This is a genomic window from Silvanigrella aquatica (assembly GCF_001907975.1).
Lineage (GTDB): Bacteria > Bdellovibrionota_B > Oligoflexia > Silvanigrellales > Silvanigrellaceae > Silvanigrella > Silvanigrella aquatica.
This window is the reverse complement of record NZ_CP017834.1, coordinates 1,729,056-1,750,907: the sequence shown is the minus strand read 5'-3', so window position 1 is coordinate 1,750,907 and position 21,852 is coordinate 1,729,056. Positions and strand designations below refer to the sequence as shown.

Sequence of the window (21,852 nt, the reverse complement as noted above, 5' to 3'; positions counted from 1 at the left end):
CTTTATGAGTAGTATGTACGATACCCGTGAGTTTCGCCGTGGGCTCAAAGTTCTTATGAGTAATGATCCTTGGATTATTGTTGATTTTCAACATGTAAACCCAGGAAAAGGTGCGGCATTTACGCGCACAAAATTTAAAAATTTACGCACGGGACAAGTTGTCGAACACAATATAAAAAGTGGTGACAAGCTTGAAAAACCAGATGTTGAAGAAAGAAACATGCAGTTTCTTTACAATGATGCTGATGGTTATAATTTTATGGATACGGCCAATTTTGAGCAAATTTCTCTTACGAATCTCGAAGTGGGCGAAACAAAAAATTACTTAGTGGAAAACTCTGTTATTAAAGTTGTTTTTTTTAATGGCAAGCCTATTGGTGTGGAAACAGAAACTTTTGTTGAATTAAAAGTTGTGGAAACAGCTCCTGGTGTCCGTGGTGATACGGCAACAGGCGGCAGCAAGCCGGCAAAACTGGAAACAGGGCTTGTGGTTAGTGTTCCTTTTCATATTAATGAAGGGGATGTTTTACGCATTGATACGAGAGAGGCGGTCTATGTTGATCGTGTCTCTCGTAAGTAACGAAAAATGATAAAAAATTAAGCAAATAAAGCTGGTTGTTTCAATGCTACCAGCTTTTTGTTATGCCATCTCTGCAAAAACCAGAACATTGCAAAGACAAGTAAAGGTTTGCAATTTTTTAAGGTATTGACTTTGTTTGAGGAATCGTGAAACTTTGAAGTGGACTTTTTGTTAGAGCTTTAACGGTTTTAATTGAGTATATCTAGGCAAATTGCACCTTTGCTTAATTAAAGAAGCAATGAGTATCTTTTTAGAGGAAAACAAAAATGATTGACGTAACAAAAATAGAAAAATTGATGACTCTCATGGCAAAGCATGGGTTTGATGTGATTGAAGCTGAATCTTCTGGTGAAAAAATATCTTTAGCTCGAAATGTTTCTCAGGCATCTGTCTTTCAACAGCAGACGGTTCTTCCTCAGAATGCAAATCAGCTCAAAAGCGGATCGTCTGGATTAGCTACTTCTATGGAATTTAAATCAGAGAATGCAGCTGTAAAATCAGAAGAAACAAAAAAACTGCCTGAAGGCACAACAATTACAAGTCCTTTTGTGGGGACATTTTATCGTTCCCCAAGTCCTGATTCTCCTTCTTTTGTGGAAATTGGTTCTAAAATTCGCAAAGGACAATCACTTTGTATTGTTGAAGCAATGAAATTAATGAATGAAATTGAATCGGAAATGGATGGAGAAATTGTAGCCATTCTAATCGATAATGCGAAACCTGTTGAGTTTGGTACGCCTCTCTTTATTGTTGCCCCTGCTAAGTAAACAGAACATGAAATGTGAGTAAAAAAACATGAAAAAAATTCTAATTGCGAACAGAGGTGAGATTGCGGTTCGTATTATACGTGCTTGCCGAGAACTTGGTATAAAGACAGTTGCCATTTATTCACAAGCAGACGCCCATAGTTTACATGCTAAACTCGCAGATGAAAGTATTTGTATTGGTCCTGCAGAAAGTAAAAAAAGTTATCTGCATATACCTGCTATTATTGCTGCTGCCGAAGTGAGTGGTGCCGATGCGATTCATCCGGGATATGGATTTTTATCAGAAAATGCACATTTTGCAGAAGTCTGTCGCAAATGTAACATTAATTTTATCGGCCCTACACCAGAGCAAATGAAGCAATTGGGTGAAAAGGTAGCGGCACGTGATGTGGCGCGTAAAGCAGGATTGCCTTTTTTGCCAGGTTCGAAATCGGCCATTGACAATGTAGATATAGCTAAAAAAACAGCGAAAGAAATTGGTTTTCCCGTCATTTTAAAAGCTAGCGGTGGTGGCGGTGGACGCGGAATGAAAATTGTCCATAAAGAAGCTGATCTTGAAAAAGCTTATTTAACCTGTCGTCAAGAAGCAGCTGTTTCCTTTGGTAATTCTGAAGTTTATCTAGAAAAATATTTAGAAAATCCGCGTCATGTGGAAATTCAAATTATGGCGGATAAACATGGAAATATTGTTCATCTGGGTGAACGTGATTGTAGTATTCAAAGAAGACATCAAAAAGTTATTGAAGAAGCACCTTGCAATTTATTAAGCGAAAGTGAACGCAGTCGCATTGGATCCTATGCTGTTTCGTTAGCAAGAGAAGTGGGATATCACGGCGCTGGAACGGTCGAATTCTTAATGGATGACGACAAAAATGTTTATTTTATGGAGATGAACACACGTATTCAAGTGGAACATCCCGTAACGGAACAAATTACAGGTATCGATCTCGTTCGTACGCAAATATTAGTTGCTATGGGAGAAAAACTTCCATTTGCTCAAGAAGATATTAAAATTAAAGGACATGCTATTGAATGTCGTATTAATGCAGAAGATCCCAAAACTTTTGCGCCTTGGCCTGGTAAAATCACGGCCTATTCTTGTCCGGGTGGGTTAGGTGTGCGCGTTGATGGTTTTGTTTATCATGGTTATACTGTGGTGCCTTACTACGACTCCATGTTAACAAAATTAATTATTACAGCAGACACAAGAGAACTTGCTATAAAAAAAATGGAAAGTGCTTTAAAAGAATTTATAGTTGATGGCATTAGAACAAATATTCCTTTTCATCTTGAAGTTTTAAAACATCCTGACTTTGTTCAAGGAAAGCACTCGACTCGTTTTTTAGAGCGCGCTGGATTTGTAAAGTAAATTTATAGACCTTTGCTTTATATTTAAAAATAAGACAAGAGTTTAACTTCTAAACAAAAAAACCAATAATCATTTATTTGATTATTGGTTTTTTTTTGTCATTTTTGTGATTTGAATTTTGAAATTCTTATTATAAATTATTATTAATAGATTAATGAAAAATTATAAACAAAATTTATTATATGACAATAGAATAAATAAAATCTGTATTGATGTATTTTTATTTCAATGATAAATTTTTTAGACAAAAATATGATTTGAAATAGTTCCAAAAAATTTTCTTTTAGGAAAGGTTGTTAGTCGCTTAGGAAGTTTGTGTTGTTTTGTATAAACGAATGATCAACTATTACTTGGAGAGTTAAATGTATTTAACAAAGACATCTTTGAAAGTTGTGAGTTTTTCGTTATCAGCAATTGTTACTTTGTCAGCATCTGCGGGAAGCAATCAAAAGCCAAATGATCTCAAGCGTATGCTAACCATAGGCGTATCACAAAATCCAGAATTGCAACAGAAATCAGATGGATTTTACAGACCTGATGGTTCTGCTGCCGTGATTACGGAACCAAATTATAAATCCAAAAAAGATTTCAAATTTAATGAAGACTTTGAAAAAACCTCAATTGAGATTGCAAAAGAATACTTAAGAGAAAATGCTAATAAATTTGGTCTAGATAAAAATTCGATTTCTGAATTAGCATTAATTTCAGTGCGCAAAAATGAGGGATTTAATGTTGTTCGTTTTGAGCAACGCTCTCAAGGCGTTCCTGTTTATGGAAGTTCTATTGCCATTACTGTTACGAATAAAGGTCGAGTTAGCTATGTAGCAAGTAATTCAATTACTGGAATTGTAAATACCAATTATCAATTAAATTATTTGCAATATATTGAAAAAGAACAAGCTATAGAATTTGCAAAAAATCATTTAGGAAATAAAGATATTAAAATTAATGAATCAAAGTTTATGATATATAAAAATGCCAATGGTGAAATAACTCAAGTCTGGAAAATAAATTTAATATCAAATAGTACGCCTAAAGGTGATTGGGAAATTCTCGTTGATGCCAACAATGGAAATATATTAAGAGCAGAAGAAAAGCAATTTCATGCTTATGGAACTGCTAAAGTTTATAAGGTTGATCCTCTGTCATCAACAAGACACAAAAATGGTGATTCAGGTTATGTTGATAATAAATTAAATCCTAATTCCTCAGATACAACTCAATCTTCAACTGATTCTCCCGAATTAACGGCAGCACGAATTGATGTTAATTTAAAAGAAATTTCCTTAAATAATGGAAAATATTCTTTATCAAGTTCCTATGCTGAATGCCAGGATTTTGAATCACCTAAAGATGCTGCTTGCCCTGTACAAAGTAACTCCGATTTTACATTTACAAGAACAAGTAAATATTTTGATGCAGTGAATGCATATTATGATATTGATACTTATATGCGTTATGTAAATGAAACTTTAGGAATAAATGTTATGCCTTACAAATACAAAGGGGGGGTGCGCTTTGACCCTCATGCTGTGAATGGGGATGACAATTCCTATTACTCCAGCTTTACCGGAGCGCTTTCTTTTGGTCAAGGAGGAATTGATGATGCTGAGGATGTCATGGTCGTAATTCATGAACTGGGACATGGTATTCATGATTGGATTACCCATGGACATTCGGGAAATGATAGCCGGGACGGAATTGGAGAGGGAACAGGTGACTATTTAGCTGCAGGATATGTTCGAGATCAACAGGAAAATAAATGGTTACCCTCGGATGAACAATATAATTGGGTCATGCGCTGGGATGGACACAATCTCTTTTGGCCGGGTCGTGTCTCGAATTGGAATGTAGGTCGTAAATATCCTGACAACGTTGTAAATACAGGAGATTCTCATAAATCGGGACAATATTGGTCCTCTTGTAATATTGCAGCGCGAGATAAACTCGGTGGTAAATTGATGGATAAAGCTTTTCTAAATGGATTGTCAAAGACGATTGAGACGGCAACTCAGGTCAGCGCTGCTCAAGCCATTATAGATGCGGCGCGGGATATGGATTATACGCAAGAGCAAATTAACATGATTGGTGATGCTTATAATAAGGAATGTACTTATGGGGTTAAAATTCCTCATCATAATTCCGATGAAGAGGCTCTATAATTAAATTAGACTGCGTCTAAAAATTTAATTGATAAAAAATTTTAAATAATATAAGAATTATATTCGAATTAAAATAAATAATCACATGTCTATTTTGTTAACTTAAAATTACAAATTGATTAATATGTATTATAAAAAAACAACATTACGAAATTATTGATAAATATGAATAAGTAGAATTTTATTTAAATTGACAAAATTAAAAATAAAATAATAATGAGAGATGTTGAAGCGACTATTCTACCAATGATTCTCATAATAATTTTATTTTTTTATTTAAATTCTATTGATTTTAATAGAATTATTAAACTTTTTAATTTTAGAGGTATGTATGTTTATTAAAAAACAGTATTTCGCTGTTATTTTTGGTTTTATAATTGGCAATGCATCCACTGTTAATGTCGCTTCTGCTGAAAATGCAGCTGAATTTAAAAGTCCGCTTGATGTAAATCAAAGTATTTTATTACAAAATAATAATATGGCCGATGGTTTTATTATTGTTGAAGGTGATATTATTAAAAGAATTCAAGACGATTCTTCAAATAGATCCAAAAGAAGTGCTCCTACTTATTCCCCTTTTTGGCGTAATGGAAAAGTATATTATCAATTTGCAACGTGGCATTTTACACAAAATGAAATGGCAGCAGTAAAAAGAGCTATGAACTATATTGAACAAGTGGCTCATATTGAATTTATTCCTGTTTCTGGAAGTCCTTACACAAACTACATTAGTATTCAAAAATTATCATCATGTTCTTCTGAAATTGGCAGTGTAGCAAGGGGACAAGTCTTATCATTAGGCAATGGTTGTATTGATAATGGAACAATAACTCATGAACTTATGCATGCTTTAGGATTTCAACACGAACATTCTCGCTATGACAGGGATCAATATGTAGATGTTTATGTTGAAAATGCTTCCTACGATGAACGCTTTAATTTTAATAAGCACGGGCCTGAAACAATGAGATATGGTTCCTATGATTATAACTCCGTTATGCACTACGACGCTTATGCCTTTAGCGAAGAAAAATGGGATTTTTCTCAATTTCAAAAAGTACGCTACCCGACAATTGTACCAAAAGCGCCTGTTAAACTTCATCAAATTGGAAGAAAGGAATATTTAAGCCAAGGCGATGTTGATGCCCTCAGAAAAGCATATGGAAATCCTGTCTATAAGCCAACGATTCAGCCTCAACCTGATGTGAGACCTCAGCCTCAACCTGTTGTTACTCCGCATCCCAATATAAGACCCCAACCTGTCGTAACACCAAATCCAGAACCTGTGAGACCGCATCCTATAAAACCAGAACCTACAAAAACAATTTGGCAAGAAATTAAAGGAATTTTTTCTGGATTTTTAAATAAATTTTTTAATTAAATTTGAGTTTGTTCGGAGCGTCATGTCGCATATTAAAAAAAGGAGAGTCAAATGAGTTATAAAGATAGCTTAAAGAAAGCAATTGCAAGTGGATTATTATTAACAACTTTCTCTATATATCCATCAATTAATTATCAAAAATATACTTTAAATCAATCGATAAATTTGGGAAATAATAAAAAGCCTTTATTTGAAAATAAAGTTTCTGATGGATATCAACTTTTTGAAGGTGATATTATTTCGAATTATGATAAACATAATGAAGATGGTACAAATTCAATTAAATATTGGCCATCAGGAAAAGTGAATTATAGTTTTCAAGGAAGATATTTTGAAGACAGAGAAATATTATTAATTAAATCGGTTATGTCAGAAATTGAAAAACAATCTCCGGTTAAATTTGTTGAAATATCAGGAAACACATCTGAAAATTATGTTAACTTTGTAAAACGATCATCCTGTTATTCTGCTTTGGGGAGTCAAAGACAGGGGCAAGAAATTTCATTGACAAATAGCTGTTTAAATTTTGGAGTGATTGCTCATGAATTGTTGCATACTCTAGGGCTTTCTCACAATGAAAATCTCAAAGATTCCATAATGAGTGTGAATCCATCTGCATCTGAGGTGCATTTTTCTGAAAATTCACTTGAATATAAATTTGTTCTCGGTATTGCAGATAAAGAAGAATTAAGAAGAATTTATAAAGAATCGAGTGAATTAAACCCATTTGAATCTTTAACGGAAACATCTCCTCTTGTTCCTTTTGAAGTCGCAGGAGTAAAACCACAACCGGAAATTGTGTCACCCGAACCTGTGACAGTTGTGACTCCTGTGACCGTAAAACCAGAGCTTGTTGTGGATCCACAACCACCTGTTCAGCCAGTTGAGCAAACAAATTGGGAAAAATTTAAGCAATGGTCAAAAAATGCTTGGGGTAAATTTACTGTTTTTGCTGGAAAAGTAGCAGAGAGAGTTGCAAATTTTGCTGAAAGAGTGGGAGAAAATGTGATTTACAGAGTTGTTGATAAATTATTATCTCTTTTTTAAATTGGCATAAATTTATTTTCAATTCATTTTAAAATGTGGTTCTATATTATTTATGAATATAGAACCACATTTGCTATGGCATAATCTTCGTGATGACTTAACGAAACGTCATAATCTTTAATATTTTGTTCCTTTAATATTTCTTTCATTTTATCTGAAAGATGAAGGACTGGTCTGCCGTTTACTGCATTTATTATCCATATGTCTTTGGGGCCGACTCCTTGTGAATAAAGACCCGTGCCAAGAGCCTTGCTAAAAGCCTCTTTGGCCGCAAAGCGTGCGGCAAAGGAAGCATTCCCGTTTTTCCGTTTGCTTTCACAGTATGCGATTTCTTCGGAATGAAAAATTTTATTTATAAAATTCCCGACCGTTAATGACTTTTCAAAACGTGGTATGTTAACTAAATCAATTCCAATGCGAATTTTTTTTGCCATTGTTGCACTTGTCCCACTTTGTTGTTTGATTTATGATCACTATCAAATCATTTCCTAATTTTGAAATGAGAAGGAGTTTTTAAATGCCAAACCATGATGATTTGTCTTCTATACTTGAATCCACCATTCATAAAAAGCTTTTTGATCAACGCCTTATCGTCCTTTCAGAAGGTATTCATGCCGCTTCTGCTAAAAGAGTCATAGAGCAATTGTTTGCTCTTGAAGCAGCCGATCCCTCTAAGGAAATTTGGCTCTTTTTAAATAGCCCTGGTGGCGAGGTTAATTCCGGGTTTGGAATTTACGACACCATCCGCTTCATAAGACCCGATGTAAAAATCATTGTCACAGGTTTGGCTGCCAGTGCCGCGACTGTCATATTGCTAGCAGCAGAAGCCAAATACCGTTATTCTATGCCCAATGCAAGGTTATTAATTCATCAACCCCTTATTGGTGGTAGTATTCAAGGGCAAGCATCAGATATTGAAATTCATGCTAAAGAAATCTTGAAAACACGAGAAAAAATAGCTGAATTATATACTAAAGAAACAAAGCAACCACTTGATCGTGTCCGTAAAGATATTGAACGAGACTATTGGATGACAGCTCATGAAGCTATGGAATATGGTTTAGTTACTAAGGTGATTTCCACATGGAATGAAGTAAGGTAACGGTTTCTAGCGGATTAATTTCAAAGTGGGGACTGTCATCTTTTAAATCGATTCCGCTTTTATTTAATTTCGCAGCTTCCTTAACCAACCAAGCGGTTTTAATTGCAGCTTCGTTATATGACAGCCCTGCAGGCCGAATATTTGAAATGCAATTGCGTTCCGCATCGCTTCTTCCTTTTTTGGGTAACCAAGTTAAATAAATTCCTAAACTATCGGGCGAAGACAATCCAGGACGCTCACCAATAAGCATAATGGCAGCAAGACTATTTAATGTTTCACCAATTTCATCGCTTAAAGCCACTCTTGCCTTTGTCGCAACAATAACAGGAGAAAAAATAAAAGGAGAATTAAGAAATGCTTTTTGTAATTCTAAGAGTAAAGGTATGGCATTGAGATGAATGGCATGTGCAGAAAGACCATCTGCAAAAATAAGGGCAATATTTTCTTTTTTCACATTTGTATTTATAAGAATATTTTTACTATCTTCATTTAAGGAGCGACCTAAATTGGGATTTAATAAATATTCTTTTTTATTTTGTGCTTTACTTGTTACATTAATATAATTAAAATTGTGTTGTGCTAATGAAATTTTTATTTCATCGGTATCTAATTCTTTATAAATAGCATCTTTAGCAAGTGCATGAGCCATACCAAAATCTAAAAGTTCTTTAGTGGGAATGCTATGACCTGAGCGTCCTAAGGCAATGCGTGCATCGGTATATTTTTTTAAAGAATCCCAAATATCTTTTTTAACGATTGAGCTCATTTTATACCTCTTTATTTAGTTAATTTGCAATAATAAAGGGTTTTTTTCTGAAGGGGGTAATATTTTTCCAACTGAATTTAAAAGCCCAATTTTAGATAGCCAATCTTCAAATTCAGGTGCTCTTTTTAAATTTAACAGATCTCTCAAATACAAAGCATCATGAAACGAAGTGCTTTGATAATTCAGCATGATATCATCGGCGCCAGGAATTCCCATTATAAAGGTAACACCAGCGTTACCTAATAAAGTGAGCAAGATATCCATGTCATCCTGGTCGGCTTCAGCATGATTTGTATAACAAATGTCACAACCTATTGGGAGTCCCATGATTTTACCACAAAAATGATCTTCTAAACCTGCTCTTATAATTTGCTTACCATCAAATAAATATTCAGGGCCAATAAAACCAACAACCGTATTTAATAATAAGGGTGAAAATTGACGAGCAACAGCATAGGCACGAGCCTCACATGTTTGCTGATCTATATTGAAATGAGCATCTGCAGACAATGCGCTTCCTTGTCCTGTTTCAAAATACATCACGTTGTTTCCTAATGTTCCTCTATTTAATGACAGAGCCGCTTCCTGAGCTTCTTTTAAAATATTTAAATGAATTCCAAAGTGAGCATTTGCTTTTTGCGTTCCTGCAATGGATTGAAAAACCAAATCGAGTGGAATATTTTTTTCAATTAATTGAATGGAGTTTGTCACATGAGTTAATATACAAGATTGAGTTGGAATATTATATTTTAAAATAATTTCATTTAGCATTTGTGCCATAGATGATAAAGTGGAAATATTATCGCTTACAGGATTAATACCGATAACGGCATCGCCGCTGCCATAAAACAAGCCATCAATGAGTGATGCTGCAATTCCTTTCAAATTATCGGTAGGATGATTGGGTTGTAATCGGACAGATAATCTATGCGGCAGTCCTATGGTGTTTCTAAATTTTGTAATAACGGAACATTTTTTAGCAATAGAAATTAAATCTTGATTACGCATGAGTTTACATACGGCAGCAGACATTTCTGGAGTAATTCCTTTTGCTACTTTTTTTAATTGCAGCTCGGTTGTTTCTTCGGAAAGTAACCAATCTCTAAAATCGCCCACAGTCAAGTGAGATATTGTAGCAAAGGAGTTGAGATCGTGAGTGTCGATAATTAATCTTGTAATTTCGTCTTCTTCGTAAGGTACAAGACATTCCTGTAAAAATGTTTTTAAGGGAACAGAGGAAAGGGCAATTTTTGCCGCCATCCTTTCTTCAGAATTTGAAGCAGCAATTCCTGCGAGGAGATCTCCAGAGCGCTCAGGGGAAGCTTTGGCAAGTAAAATCTTTAAATTTTCAAAGTGAAACACTTTATTATGGTAAGTGCATTTATAAAGCATAAATAAAAAACCTTAAAAAAATTCTAAAATATTCATTGACAGCGGAATAATATACCAGAAATAAAAAATTTTCAATTATATGAAGTAATAATTTAATATTATTTTTTATTAAATTATTACTTAAATTTATAGGAATATTAATCTTAAAAATTTCGTTCATTAAGTTATAATTAAATTTTTATTAAGATAAGTTCATCATAGTAAAAATCATTTGCTCAAATTAAAATTGTTCCCTAAATTTTCTTTGAGAAATTTTTCATATTCTCATTCAATTTAAAATATTTTTTCATCTGAGGTAATCATGATATTTAATAAAATAATTTTTCATAAAGTAATGAATTACTCATTGCTTTTTTTTAGTTTGGCAAATGGAGTTGCTTTCGCTCATGGAAGCATGGAAGTACCTAGGAGCCGGGTTTATCAATGCTATCATGAAGGACCTGAAAATCCCCAATCAGATGCTTGTAAAGCTGTGGTAAAAGAAAATGGAACACAAGCTCTTTATGATTGGAATGAAGTCAATCAGTCTCATGCCAATGGTAATCACAAATCTTATTCTAATTATAGTAATGCATTTTATGAAACAAATGATCATCATAAACATCATAATCATAGTTTTCACTCTCAAAAAAATATAAGTTCAAATGAATTAAGAAATAATTATAAATAAATCTGAAATTAATTTTTAAAAAGGCTAAAAGAATGAAACCTTATGTGAATAAAATTGTTATTTTTTTAAACTCATTATCATTAATTTTTTTAAGTATTAAAAATGTAAGCGCTCAGGAAAATATCCTGTCATGGAATGAAAATACGACATATACTTCGGGACAAAAAGTTGTTTATCAAGACAAAATATATGAAGCCAAATGGTGGACTCGTGGTAATCCTCCTAGTAAATGTGATACGGGCGATGCTTGGAAACCAATTTTAAAGGAAAATGAACTACTTGAGTGGGACTCAAACTGCACTTATGTGGCAAATAATATTGTTACATTTAATTCGGAAAATTATCGTGCCAAATGGTGGACGAGAGGAAATTCTCCTTTAAATGGAAATCCTTGGCAAAAAATTCAAAATATTGAAAGTAAAGATAAAGTTGAAAATTATAAAAATATAATTCCAAATCAAAATAGTAAAGTACCTCAAAAAAATCAAATCAATAAAAGTGCAGTGGGACGTTTAAAAATCAATATTAATGGCGATTTTTTGCCTGAAAATATAAGTTTAACTTTGAAATTAAATAATTTATCTTATAAAGTATTTCATAACCAAGAAATTTCTAATCTTCCCATTAAGAATTACAATCAAATTTCTGTTGATTCCTTTATCGAACAAGGTGTTACTTATATTGCAGAAGTAGAAGAGAAAAGTATATTTATTTCTGAAAAAAGCACAACTCAAATAAATATTAAAATTAAAAAAGAAGTAGCCTTATTTGGATCCTTAAATGTCAATGTGACTGGAGAACAATTACCTCATGGCAAAAGCCTGATTTTAAATTTGGGCAAAGGTTTAACTAAAATGGTAAGTAGTGGAACGCAAGATTTCATACAAATTCCAGTTGGAAAATATTCAAATATATTTTTAATGTCTATTGTGGATAATGGTTATGTTTATGCAGCTGTACCTGAATTAAATGAACTTGAAGTTAAAGAAAATAAAGTAACAAATATGAATTTAAAAGTAACTAAAGTAAAGCATGAAGGCGTTATTCCTGATAGCCAGTTGTGCAGTGCAGGTCGCAAAAAATATAGCGGTCTCGATTTACCACGTACCGATTGGGTTGCCACAGATATTTCTCCCAATGCTGAAGGAAAACTCGATTTTACTTATTTAGCCGCGGCTCCTCATGCGACAAAATATTTTGAATTTTATATCACTAAGGATTCCTATAATCCAAGCTTGCCTCTGAAATGGTCTGATCTTGAAGATAAACCCTTCTGCGTTATAAACTCTGTTAAGTTAGAAAATAAGCGCTATAAAATGTCATGTCCTTATCCTAAAGGAAAGCCGGGAAAAAAAGTAATTTATAATATTTGGCAACGTTCTGATAGCCCAGAAGCATTTTACGCATGTATTGATGTGAATTTAAAATAAAATTAAATAGTAAGAGATCATTTCTCTATGAGAACGATCTCTTATTTATTTTTAATTTTTTTAAATATTTTTGAATTAAAACCTATCTAAATTCATGACTTTATTCCACGCAGCAATAAAATCTTTAACAAATTTTTCTTTTGCATCGCTGCTGGCATAAACTTCGGCAAGAGCTCTTAATTGGGAATTTGATCCAAAAATCAAATCGGCATAGGTGGCCGTCCATTTGGTTGTTCCAGAGGATCTTTCGCGACCTTCAAATACCCCATTTGCTGAAGTTGCTTTGTGCCACTTGATATTCATATCAAGTAAATTCACAAAGAAATCGTTGCTCAATACTTCGGGATGACGAGTGAATACGCCATGCTTTGTATGAGAAAAGTTTGTATTTAATACTCGCATTCCGCCCACTAAAACGGTCATTTCGGGAGCTGTCAAAGTCATAAGATGGGCGCGATCGATAAGCATTTCAGGTGCAAATTGTTCTTGTCCTCTGCGAACATAATTGCGAAAAGCATCTGAAATAGGTTCTAAAACAGCAAAGGAATTGACATCGGTATGAGATTGAAGGGCATCCATACGGCCTGGCTTAAAGGGAACTTTGACATTAAATCCCGCTTTTTTTGCTGCAGCTTCAATAGCGGCACAGCCACCCAGAACGATTAAGTCGGCAAGAGAAACTCTGACTTTGGTTTTTTGTTTGCTATTAAAATCTTTTTGAATAGCTTCCAACTTTTGAAGCGCTTTTGATAATTCAGCTGGCTGATTCACTTCCCAATCTTTTTGAGGGGCAAAGCGAATGCGTGCTCCATTAGCGCCGCCACGTTTGTCGGTGCCGCGATAAGTCGCAGCTGATGCCCAAGCTGTTGAAACCAATTGTGAAATAGATAATCCACTTTTGAGTAATTTTGTTTTTAAAGCTTTAATATCTTTTTCAGCAATGAGCTTATGATTTAACTTAGGAATAGGATCTTGCCATATGAGATCTTCCTTCGGAACGAGAGGGCCTAAATAACGCACAATAGGCCCCATATCGCGATGGGTGAGTTTGTACCATGCCCTTGCAAAAGCATCGGCTAAGAGTTTAGGGTTTGCCATAAAGCGTCTGGAGATTTTTTCGTAAATGGGATCCATCCGCATTGCCAAGTCTGCCGTAGACATCATGGGCGCATGACGTTTATTAGGATCGTGAGCATCGGGTACAAGTTTTGCTGCCGAAGGATCCTTCGGTTTCCATTGATGCGCTCCCGCAGGGCTCTTTGTCAATTCCCATTCATATTTAAATAAGGTTTCAAAATAAGAATTATCCCACTGAATAGGTGTGGGTGTCCAAGCGCCCTCCAATCCGCTCGTAATCGTGTGAACTCCTTTGCCGGTACCATATGAGCTAATCCAGCCTAATCCTTGCTCTTCGATAGGTGCTCCTTCTGGTTCGCGGCCTACGTATTTTGGTGGTTCTGCGGCACCGTGGGTTTTTCCAAAAGTATGTCCTCCTGCAACTAATGCTACGGTTTCCTCATCGTTCATCGCCATGCGTGCAAAAGTTTCTCGAATGTCTTTTGCTGATGCAACGGGATCGGGCTTTCCGTTAGGACCTTCTGGATTCACGTAAATCAACCCCATTTGAACAGCGCCCAATGGGTTATCAAGTTCTCGATTTCCTTTATATCTTTCATCGCCTAGCCATGTTTTTTCTGTTCCCCAGTTAATATCCTGTTCAGGAGCCCAGACATCGGCTCTTCCACCAGCAAAACCAAATGTTTTAAAACCCATGGTTTCTAAAGCAACATTACCGGTCAAAATCATCAAATCAGCCCAGGAAATTTTACGTCCATATTTTTGTTTAATAGGCCATAATAAACGCCGTGCTTTATCGAGATTGGCATTATCGGGCCAGCTATTCAGTGGTGCAAAACGTTGCGTGCCGGAACCTGCTCCACCACGACCATCAGCAATGCGGTAAGTGCCAGCACTATGCCAAGCCATACGAATAAAAAAAGGCCCATAATGGCCGTAATCCGCAGGCCACCAGTCCTGTGAATCTGTCATAAGAATTTTTAAATCTTTAATTAGAGCTTTTAAATTAAGACTTTTAAACTCCTTAGAATAATCAAATTTTTCATCCATGGGATTCGCTAAAGAAGAATGTTGATGCAAAATGTTTATATTTAACTGATTTGGCCACCAATCAGCGTTTGATGGTGCGCCTAAAAGTACATTTTGACGCGCACCATTGGAGAAGGGGCATTTTGAATTTGTAGACAAGGTACACTCCTTTGTTACTTTATAAATTTACAAAAATTTTAATAAATCAACAGCGATAAGTAAATTCATAACAAGAGCCTTTTACAACTCGATTTCATGATATCACAGTAACAATGGATTTTAAGTTATTTCAATTTAATTTTAAAATTGATTTAGATATTTTTAAAATAATTTAATAATTTTTTTGACGTAAGTTCTGCTTGTTCAAGGCAATCAGATATCGATACACCTTTTAAATAATTTCCTGCGAAAAAGAGTCCAGGAAGAAGAGCTTCAATACGCCATATAGATTCAATTATAATATCTTGATTCTCGGTAGCTAGGGGGATATAATTATTCCATTTTACGACATGTTCAAACTCAAATAACATATTATCTGTGATAATCCCTTTTTCAAAAAGTCTTTTTTTTGCAAGATCAATTAATTCGTCGTTTCTTTTATTATTTATACCTGGATCTCTATCTCCACCTAGCATAACACGGAATAAAAATGAATCTTTAGGAACATGACTTGGGTAGGTTGAGTGAATAAAAATAACCCCCAGAATATCTTTTGACCATGAGCCTGCTAAGGCTCCAAATCCTTTAAAACTATTATTCTGTGAATTTAAATATTTTCCTCCGAGACCAATTACCGCTATGCTATGCGATTCCATATTGCGAAGGTTTTCTAATGATTTTTGACCTTCTTCAGAATTTATTTCAATTTTTAATTTATCATCTCGCCAGAGTTGTCCTGAATATATAATGGAATCATAATTTTCTTTTATTTTCTCTTGATCAGAAAAAGTTTCATACTCTAAATAGAGTGAACCATTTCCTTTGCCAAGATTGCAAATTTGAGTTTTCATTTTTATGATTAATTCAATATTATTTTTTTTACACTCAGCTTGTAATTTATTAAAAAGTGATTCTGTCAAATAAGACATGCCTTTTTCAAAACTGGCCAATCCTTTTGGTGTTTTAAAATTCGCTTTTTTGTTGAATATTTTTCTTATGGCAGTAAAAAGAACATATTTCATAAGACTACCATAACCGTATTCAATTTTTAATAATTGTGGAAAAGTATAGCGGATTAAAAGTTTTTTTGATCCTCCGCCCCAAATTCCGAAAGATAGGGAAACAAGAAAAATATCTGCAAATTTTTTTCCAAAATGACGCTCAAAAAAAGAATACATTGTTTCGTTAATATGATTATTTTTTGGTTTCTTTATAAAAAATTCGGATAAAATTCTAAAAATATCTTTTATACATAATAAACCATTACCTTTTTTAAAAATAAATTTTGGCTTTAAAGGAACACATGCTTTTTCAGTGAGAAGGTAGCGCGTTTGTTCTTTTTGATTGGGAATAATGACCGAGTCTTGAATATTTAATTCATTCAAGCAATTATAAAAAGGAGTTCGAGATAGAAGAACTCCTTGTGCCCCATGTTCAAGTAAATATCCTTTTTCATACGTTTGTTGCAAAACACCTCCCATACGATTATTTTTATCAAATAAAACAATGCGATTGATTTTATGACTCGTATTTTTTGCAATAAGATAAGCACATTTAAGTCCTGAAACTCCTGTGCCAATAATTGCTATATTTATTAATTTCTCTTTTGATTTCATGAGTTTATTGCCTTTAAAAACATCACGTAGGGGAGGGACAATCAAAATATTGCCACTCACTTTTTTAATTAACTCTCTGTTCTAAAAGAACGCAAGAAAAGTTGCAGGTTATTGACAATATTGGTGTGAAGTACAATAATGAGAATTATTATCACAAACTCTTGAGAATTGTTCTCATTTCATTTATGTTAACTGCCGATGCCTTAAAAGGTGTTCCGTTGGATTAGAGAGGAATGGATTCTATGCTCATGTGTTTATGCTATGGCATTTCATGCCATGAAATTCAAAAAATTGTGCAAGGAGGTATAGTTACAACGGAAGGCGTTCAAAATGAATGTAATGCGGGTAAGGGCTGCGGTTGTTGCCTCGAAGCCCTTACTCAAATGGTTGAAAAAGAAGCAAATAAAGTCTGTGATTTAGCTATGAGCACTTCTCATGCAGCTGCTGTGACAAGTAGTTCTCGTAACCAATGTCCTTAATAAGTCCCAATTGTGCTTCAAGCCAGTCAATATGCTCTTCTTCATCTTCTAAAATGTCTTCAAGAATCTCGCGACTTGTGTGATCTCTTGCGGATATACAGATATCAATTCCTTTCTTTAGACGTTCGACGGCAATATATTCAAGTGCTAAATCAGACTCAAATTGTTCTTTAACAGTCTCGCCAATATTGAGTTTGTCGAGTTTTTGTAAATTCGGTATACCTTCTAAAAATAAGACACGATCAAGAAGAGTTTGAGCATGTTTCATTTCCTCAATTGACTCTTTATATGTATAATCAGCAATTCTATTATATCCCCAATTTTTACACATTCTTGCATGCAAAAAATACTGATTAATTGCTGTTAATTCACCAGTTAAGACTTCATTTAAAGCTTTAATTACTTGGGCATCACCCTTCATAGCTAATTCCTTTTTTTAAATATTAAAAAAACAACAATTCTAACGATTTCGCATGACTCATGCGCCTGGACTCTAACAATCAAGGATTAAAATGTCTATGGTATTAGAATACCAATTCCGTTTTTTTGCTAAAGTACTGTTATTATTATTTCAACTAGTTATAGACAAACTCTGGCTCTTCTTTTATTAGACAAGGTATCCTTTTTCATATAAACCATGTGTTGCTTTTACATTAGAGGATCTTTTGTAGTGAGGGTATTTTATGCAATTTAAACGACAGATAGGTGCTGGTGGAGTGATGTTTGCTTCAATTGGGGCCATGGTAGGCTCTGGGTGGCTATTTAGCTCATTGTACGCAGCTCAAGTTGCAGGCCCTTCTGCTATTATTTCATGGTTAATTGCAACTGTATTCATCATCATTATCGCCCTTACTTTTGCTGAGCTTGGGACTTTATTTCCCATTGCGGGAGGCATTGCCAATTATCCTTTTTTTACGCACGGGAAATTATCAGGTTTTCTTTTAGGGTGGATTTCTTGGCTTTCTTTTTTGGTCTTGACACCCATTGAAGTGCAAGCAACTATTCAATATATGACAAATTTTTTTCCTTCACTCACGCGTGTTGAAAATAATGTGCATCATTTAACAGCACAAGGATTTGTCACAGCGACATTTCTTATGTTGTTACTTGTTTATATCAATACCCGTGGCGTAAAATTCATGTCTGATACAAACAAGTATTTTAGTATTTGGAAACTTGCCGTTCCTGCTATTGCTATTCTCATTTTCTTTTTAAATGCAAAAGGGACAACAAATTTAACTCTGGAGTCAGCAGGAGGGTTTGCTCCTTATGGAGGCAAGGGAATTTTATTAGCTCTTGCGACGGCCGGTATTGTGTTTTCTTTTAATGGATTTCAAATTGGCATTATGATGGCCGCGGAAACTAAGGATCCACAAAAAAATATCCCTAAAGCAATTATTGGCTCTGTTCTATTAGGCGCTTTACTTTATATTTTATTACAAGTTTCCTTTTTATTAGCTGTTCCTGAAGAGTCGTTAAAAAATGGCTGGTCTGCATTGGCATTTGCGGGCGATGCAGGTCCTCTTGCGGGACTTGCTTTAGCTCTGGGCTTTGCTTGGGTTGCTTCTCTGCTTTATATCGATGCTGTGGTTTCCCCCTTAGGTGCAGGTATTGTTTATGCTGCTTCAAGTGCGCGCGTTTTATATGCATTGAGTGCCAATGGCTATATTCCGCAGCAAATTAAAAAAATTGATAAAAAAGGCATTCCTATTACAAGCATATGGATAAACTTTTTCTTTGGCATGCTTGCATTTTTACCTTTTCCAGGCTGGCAGGGTATGGTTGCGTTTTTGTCTTCAACCATGATCACGGGTTACGCTATTGTCCCTATTTGCATTGTGGCACTCAGAAAACAACAACCTAATTTATATAGACCTTTCCGTTTGCCGCAGTATCAACTTTTCTGTTTACTTGCTTTATATATCTGCAACCTTATGCTCTTTTGGTCAGGCTGGTATATCATGAGTAAATTATTTATTGCTGTGGCTGTTGGATTTTTAATTTATTTTGCAAGGCTTGTTTACTGTAAAGAACTCAAACAAAACATTGTAACATGGAAAAATGCACTCTGGATATTTGTTTACTTAGGAGGAATGAGCGGAATTACTCGTTTAAGCTCTTTTGAGAGTGAGGGAGGGCTTAATGTTATCCCCTTTGGCTGGGATTTCGGAGTGATTGCTCTATTTACATTATTTATTATGTATATTGCGCAAAAGTCTATTTTGCCGAGCGAAGTTACAGAGAAAAATATCGAACTGATTCTTACGGGACATGGGAATATTACTGAAGAAAAGGTAACAGAAAAGCGTTACGCCATTAATTCATAGTAACCATTTAATATTATTGTATAATAATTATTTAAGTAAAATTCTTTATAATCTTTTAAAGTAACCGAATATATTTAGAAATTAATCTTGGTGTGTGCTAATTATGAAATTCTTTATAAAATTTTTTAAAATTTATTCATTTATAATTTTAATGTGCTCATGCCAAAAAAGTGATGAAGTTTGTGATGCTAATATTCCATCTTATTTAACAAAAAGTGTTGAAAACTCAACCTGTTATTACTCTTCTAATATGTCTAAAATATTAAATGAAAATAAACAAAATTCTTCTCAGGCTAGTAATGAAGAAAAATTTTTTCAAACAATAGAAAATCATTTATTTTTTAATGAAATCTCAGCAGGGAATGAATCCTGCAAAAATGTTTGTACTGATGAAAGTATAAATCGCATTTATGAATCTTTAATAGCCTTAAAAGTAAATCAAAATAAAGAACTGAGCAAAAAATTTTCAGATATATTTAAAAAAATTTTTACATCGATGAAAAATATTTTAGGTAAACATGATTTTGATGCCTCTGTAGAAAGTTGGGCAAATTTAAATGACTCCAAAATTACTTTTCCATCCTTACAAAGACAGCAATATTTTCCACATGCAACAAGTGCGCTTCCCACAAAACAAATTGCCTATAAATATGCTATTGGCCTAAGCCAAGATAATTTTAATAATAAAAATCCACTGCCAGATCCTGCACTCCAATTAGATTATTTTCTTTTCAATGCAAAAGCAAATGACAATATTGGTCTTGAAAAAAATTTACCCCTCTTTAAAAAAGAAAGAGAATACTATTATAATGCTCTACTAAGAAGATTTAGAGGATTTCGAGATAGTAAAACACCATCAAATAAAACTTTATATTATGGTATTTCTAAATTTGATATAAGTGAATTAAAAGCTAAAGATAAAAGTGTTTCGTGGCAAAACTGGTCGAGAGATTCCTGTGTATTAGAGCCTTTAGGGACGACTTATGGTCAGACAGTCGCTAAATTTAAAATGCCTTTTGCATGTGGAATATCTGGCACTACAAACCTCATAATTTGGTCACTAATAGCATTCGGTACTGACTTAAATGAAGAAGAAATGAGATTATTTTTATTATCAATATGGTCTACTTTGTCAGTTGATACGGGACATTCTCTTCAAGAGGTTTTGACAGCAACAAAGCTGAATGCTATTTATTTAAGAGGTATAATTGAAAATAAAAACGATAATTATGAATATTTTAGAAAAAAAATCTCAATAAAAACTTTGGAAAGTATAGAAAAAGTAACTCAATCCATAAGACCATTGAGTGATGTTACTTTACAATCCTCAAAATTAAATAATATGACTGACATTAATAAAAGAATTTATAATATTTTCAATGGTGATAGATATTATAGCGTAATATCTTGTGATCCTTTTAGTATTAACTTAACAGATAAAGAAAAACAATCTATAAAAGAATTGGAATATTACTTTAATCAGTATGATGATAATAACTCAGGTAATGCTTTTTTTGGAAGATATTACGACAGTTTTTTTAGATATTTACATCATAAAGATTTTGAAATAACAAGAATATCAGCACAAAATGAATTTAAAAGTTTTTTTAAAAAAAATTGTAAGAATAATTAAGTTCATATAAATTCAATCAAGTTAAAAAATGAATTTATTGTAGATATAATAAATTTGACACTATCTAAAAAAACTTAAATTTGTATCCAGATTTTTTTTAATCAATATTATATAATATCAAAAAATAAATATTGTGTATGAAATGATTTATTACCTTCTAATTAATGAAAGGTAAAACAATGTCTCTTAATCAGGATAACGATAGCGTTGAAATAAGAAACTTAGTAGCAAAAAAAATATATGATCCCTTTTTACGTTTTTTGCATTGGTGGAACGCATTAAGTATTTTCAGTCTTATGCTTACAATTTGGTTAAAAGGCCTCTTGAAGCCCTATCAAAATTGGAAAGAAATTATTTACGTATATCATATTTATATTGGTTATGCTCTGACTGTGGGCATTGTGGCGAGAATAATATGGGGGTTTATAGGTCCAAAGCATGCTAAATTTAAAAATATGTTTCATATAAAAGATTATATTTTTCTCCTAAAGAATAGAAAAATTGATAAATCATCGTATTGGGGACATGATCGCTATGCCGGTATTCTTTATCTTGCGTTATACCTTCTTATGGTATACGAGGCTTATTCAGGACTTTATCTAGCAGCAAAACATTATAATATGGGACCATTTACTTCTTTTATCGCTTTTTCAAACGAAAAAGATTTTATTCGAAATATGATAAAAAAAATTCATGAAATCATTTTTTATCTTGCAATGATTTTTAGTTTCATCCATGTTTTTATGCTTATTTTTCATGAAATAAAAGAAAAATATCCTCTAGTTCAAAGTATGTTTAGCGGCTTCCAATATAGAAGAAATGAGGAAAAATCTGAATCAAATTCTCAGAATTTAAAAAAATAATTC

General features: G+C 33.7%; 18 protein-coding genes and 1 pseudogene. 13 read left to right on the top strand and 6 right to left on the bottom strand.

From position 1 onward, the window contains the following. Positions 1-13: 13 nt before the first annotated feature. From efp to AXG55_RS07265, 6 genes are all read left to right on the top strand, one after another. Positions 14-580, top strand: coding sequence for an elongation factor P (efp, locus tag AXG55_RS07290; protein WP_419248042.1), 567 nt, complete (start codon positions 14-16; stop codon positions 578-580). Positions 581-846: 266 nt separating this feature from the next. Then, positions 847-1,347: an acetyl-CoA carboxylase biotin carboxyl carrier protein gene (accB, locus tag AXG55_RS07285; RefSeq protein ID WP_148697467.1), complete on the top strand. Its 501-nt coding sequence runs from the start codon at positions 847-849 to the stop codon at positions 1,345-1,347. Positions 1,348-1,375: 28 nt separating this feature from the next. Continuing rightward, positions 1,376-2,716: an acetyl-CoA carboxylase biotin carboxylase subunit gene (accC, locus tag AXG55_RS07280; protein WP_148697466.1), complete on the top strand. Its 1,341-nt coding sequence runs from the start codon at positions 1,376-1,378 to the stop codon at positions 2,714-2,716. 362 nt (positions 2,717-3,078) lie between these two features. After that, the gene (locus tag AXG55_RS07275) at positions 3,079-4,878 is read left to right on the top strand and encodes a PepSY domain-containing protein (RefSeq protein WP_148697465.1); all 1,800 of its coding nucleotides are present in this window, start codon (positions 3,079-3,081) and stop codon (positions 4,876-4,878) included. Positions 4,879-5,209: 331 nt separating this feature from the next. Then, positions 5,210-6,259, top strand: a complete 1,050-nt coding sequence (locus AXG55_RS07270; protein ID WP_148697464.1) for a M12 family metallopeptidase — start codon at positions 5,210-5,212, stop codon at positions 6,257-6,259. 51 nt (positions 6,260-6,310) lie between these two features. Then, positions 6,311-7,306 carry a M12 family metallopeptidase gene (locus AXG55_RS07265; RefSeq protein ID WP_148697463.1) on the top strand — a complete coding sequence of 332 codons (996 nt, stop codon included), beginning with the start codon at positions 6,311-6,313 and terminating at the stop codon, positions 7,304-7,306. Positions 7,307-7,356: 50 nt separating this feature from the next. On the opposite strand, the gene acpS is transcribed toward AXG55_RS07265, so the two are convergent. Further along, on the bottom strand, positions 7,357-7,740 hold the full coding sequence (gene acpS, locus AXG55_RS07260) for a holo-ACP synthase (RefSeq protein WP_148697462.1): 384 nt from the start codon (positions 7,738-7,740) through the stop codon (positions 7,357-7,359). 83 nt (positions 7,741-7,823) lie between these two features. Here acpS and AXG55_RS07255 point away from each other — a divergent pair, with 83 nt between their 5' ends. Further along, the gene (locus tag AXG55_RS07255) at positions 7,824-8,408 is read left to right on the top strand and encodes an ATP-dependent Clp protease proteolytic subunit (RefSeq protein ID WP_148697461.1); all 585 of its coding nucleotides are present in this window, start codon (positions 7,824-7,826) and stop codon (positions 8,406-8,408) included. On the opposite strand, the gene eutC is transcribed toward AXG55_RS07255, so the two are convergent. Continuing rightward, positions 8,374-9,174 carry an ethanolamine ammonia-lyase subunit EutC gene (eutC, locus tag AXG55_RS07250; protein ID WP_148697460.1) on the bottom strand — a complete coding sequence of 267 codons (801 nt, stop codon included), beginning with the start codon at positions 9,172-9,174 and terminating at the stop codon, positions 8,374-8,376. The genes AXG55_RS07255 and eutC overlap by 35 nt on opposite strands. Positions 9,175-9,189: 15 nt before the next feature. Then, positions 9,190-10,566 (bottom strand): ethanolamine ammonia-lyase subunit EutB, encoded by a 1,377-nt coding sequence (locus AXG55_RS07245; RefSeq protein ID WP_148697459.1) that lies wholly within the window; start codon positions 10,564-10,566, stop codon positions 9,190-9,192. Positions 10,567-10,900: 334 nt separating this feature from the next. On the opposite strand from AXG55_RS07245, the pseudogene AXG55_RS15135 reads away from it, so the two are divergent. Beyond that, positions 10,901-11,119: pseudogene (locus AXG55_RS15135) on the top strand (lytic polysaccharide monooxygenase); the annotation flags it as partial. Positions 11,120-11,268: 149 nt separating this feature from the next. Beyond that, positions 11,269-12,666: a lytic polysaccharide monooxygenase gene (locus AXG55_RS15035; RefSeq protein ID WP_148697458.1), complete on the top strand. Its 1,398-nt coding sequence runs from the start codon at positions 11,269-11,271 to the stop codon at positions 12,664-12,666. A gap of 75 nt (positions 12,667-12,741) precedes the next feature. On the opposite strand, the gene katG is transcribed toward AXG55_RS15035, so the two are convergent. Together katG and hemG are read right to left on the bottom strand one after the other, a co-directional pair. Beyond that, positions 12,742-14,931 (bottom strand): catalase/peroxidase HPI, encoded by a 2,190-nt coding sequence (gene katG / locus AXG55_RS07230; RefSeq protein ID WP_148697457.1) that lies wholly within the window; start codon positions 14,929-14,931, stop codon positions 12,742-12,744. A gap of 152 nt (positions 14,932-15,083) precedes the next feature. Then, positions 15,084-16,547, bottom strand: a complete 1,464-nt coding sequence (gene hemG / locus AXG55_RS07225) for a protoporphyrinogen oxidase (protein ID WP_148697456.1) — start codon at positions 16,545-16,547, stop codon at positions 15,084-15,086. Positions 16,548-16,780: 233 nt separating this feature from the next. Here hemG and AXG55_RS07220 point away from each other — a divergent pair, with 233 nt between their 5' ends. Then, complete coding sequence (locus tag AXG55_RS07220; protein ID WP_148697455.1) at positions 16,781-17,026, top strand: (2Fe-2S)-binding protein; 246 nt, start codon at positions 16,781-16,783, stop codon at positions 17,024-17,026. Here the strand turns inward: AXG55_RS07220 and bfr are convergent. Beyond that, positions 16,968-17,447, bottom strand: coding sequence for a bacterioferritin (bfr, locus tag AXG55_RS07215; RefSeq protein WP_148697454.1), 480 nt, complete (start codon positions 17,445-17,447; stop codon positions 16,968-16,970). The two genes, AXG55_RS07220 and bfr, sit on opposite strands and share 59 nt — an antisense overlap. A gap of 262 nt (positions 17,448-17,709) precedes the next feature. Between bfr and AXG55_RS07210 the strand changes: the two genes are divergently transcribed. The 3 genes from AXG55_RS07210 (at position 17,710) to AXG55_RS07200 (ending at position 21,849) form a co-directional block, all read left to right on the top strand. Next, the gene (locus AXG55_RS07210) at positions 17,710-19,353 is read left to right on the top strand and encodes an APC family permease (RefSeq protein ID WP_148697453.1); all 1,644 of its coding nucleotides are present in this window, start codon (positions 17,710-17,712) and stop codon (positions 19,351-19,353) included. A gap of 103 nt (positions 19,354-19,456) precedes the next feature. Beyond that, entirely contained in the window at positions 19,457-20,986 is a 1,530-nt protein-coding gene (locus tag AXG55_RS07205; RefSeq protein WP_148697452.1) for a hypothetical protein, read from the top strand. Between the two features lie 179 nt (positions 20,987-21,165). After that, on the top strand, positions 21,166-21,849 hold the full coding sequence (locus AXG55_RS07200) for a cytochrome b/b6 domain-containing protein (RefSeq protein ID WP_233231059.1): 684 nt from the start codon (positions 21,166-21,168) through the stop codon (positions 21,847-21,849). The last annotated feature ends 3 nt before the right edge of the window (positions 21,850-21,852 follow it).

Bases quoted from the DNA above. Each gene is read 5' to 3' on its own strand.
- efp (WP_419248042.1), top strand. From the start codon at position 14: ATGTACGATACCCGTGAGTTTCGCCGTGGGCTCAAAGTTCTTATGAGT.
- accB (WP_148697467.1), top strand. From the start codon at position 847: ATGATTGACGTAACAAAAATAGAAAAATTGATGACTCTCATGGCAAAG.
- accC (WP_148697466.1), top strand. From the start codon at position 1,376: ATGAAAAAAATTCTAATTGCGAACAGAGGTGAGATTGCGGTTCGTATT.
- AXG55_RS07275 (WP_148697465.1), top strand. From the start codon at position 3,079: ATGTATTTAACAAAGACATCTTTGAAAGTTGTGAGTTTTTCGTTATCA.
- AXG55_RS07270 (WP_148697464.1), top strand. From the start codon at position 5,210: ATGTTTATTAAAAAACAGTATTTCGCTGTTATTTTTGGTTTTATAATT.
- AXG55_RS07265 (WP_148697463.1), top strand. From the start codon at position 6,311: ATGAGTTATAAAGATAGCTTAAAGAAAGCAATTGCAAGTGGATTATTA.
- acpS (WP_148697462.1), bottom strand. From the start codon at position 7,740: ATGGCAAAAAAAATTCGCATTGGAATTGATTTAGTTAACATACCACGT.
- AXG55_RS07255 (WP_148697461.1), top strand. From the start codon at position 7,824: ATGCCAAACCATGATGATTTGTCTTCTATACTTGAATCCACCATTCAT.
- eutC (WP_148697460.1), bottom strand. From the start codon at position 9,174: ATGAGCTCAATCGTTAAAAAAGATATTTGGGATTCTTTAAAAAAATAT.
- AXG55_RS07245 (WP_148697459.1), bottom strand. From the start codon at position 10,566: ATGCTTTATAAATGCACTTACCATAATAAAGTGTTTCACTTTGAAAAT.
- AXG55_RS15035 (WP_148697458.1), top strand. From the start codon at position 11,269: ATGAAACCTTATGTGAATAAAATTGTTATTTTTTTAAACTCATTATCA.
- hemG (WP_148697456.1), bottom strand. From the start codon at position 16,547: ATGAAATCAAAAGAGAAATTAATAAATATAGCAATTATTGGCACAGGA.
- AXG55_RS07220 (WP_148697455.1), top strand. From the start codon at position 16,781: ATGGATTCTATGCTCATGTGTTTATGCTATGGCATTTCATGCCATGAA.
- bfr (WP_148697454.1), bottom strand. From the start codon at position 17,447: ATGAAGGGTGATGCCCAAGTAATTAAAGCTTTAAATGAAGTCTTAACT.
- AXG55_RS07210 (WP_148697453.1), top strand. From the start codon at position 17,710: ATGCAATTTAAACGACAGATAGGTGCTGGTGGAGTGATGTTTGCTTCA.
- AXG55_RS07205 (WP_148697452.1), top strand. From the start codon at position 19,457: ATGAAATTCTTTATAAAATTTTTTAAAATTTATTCATTTATAATTTTA.
- AXG55_RS07200 (WP_233231059.1), top strand. From the start codon at position 21,166: ATGTCTCTTAATCAGGATAACGATAGCGTTGAAATAAGAAACTTAGTA.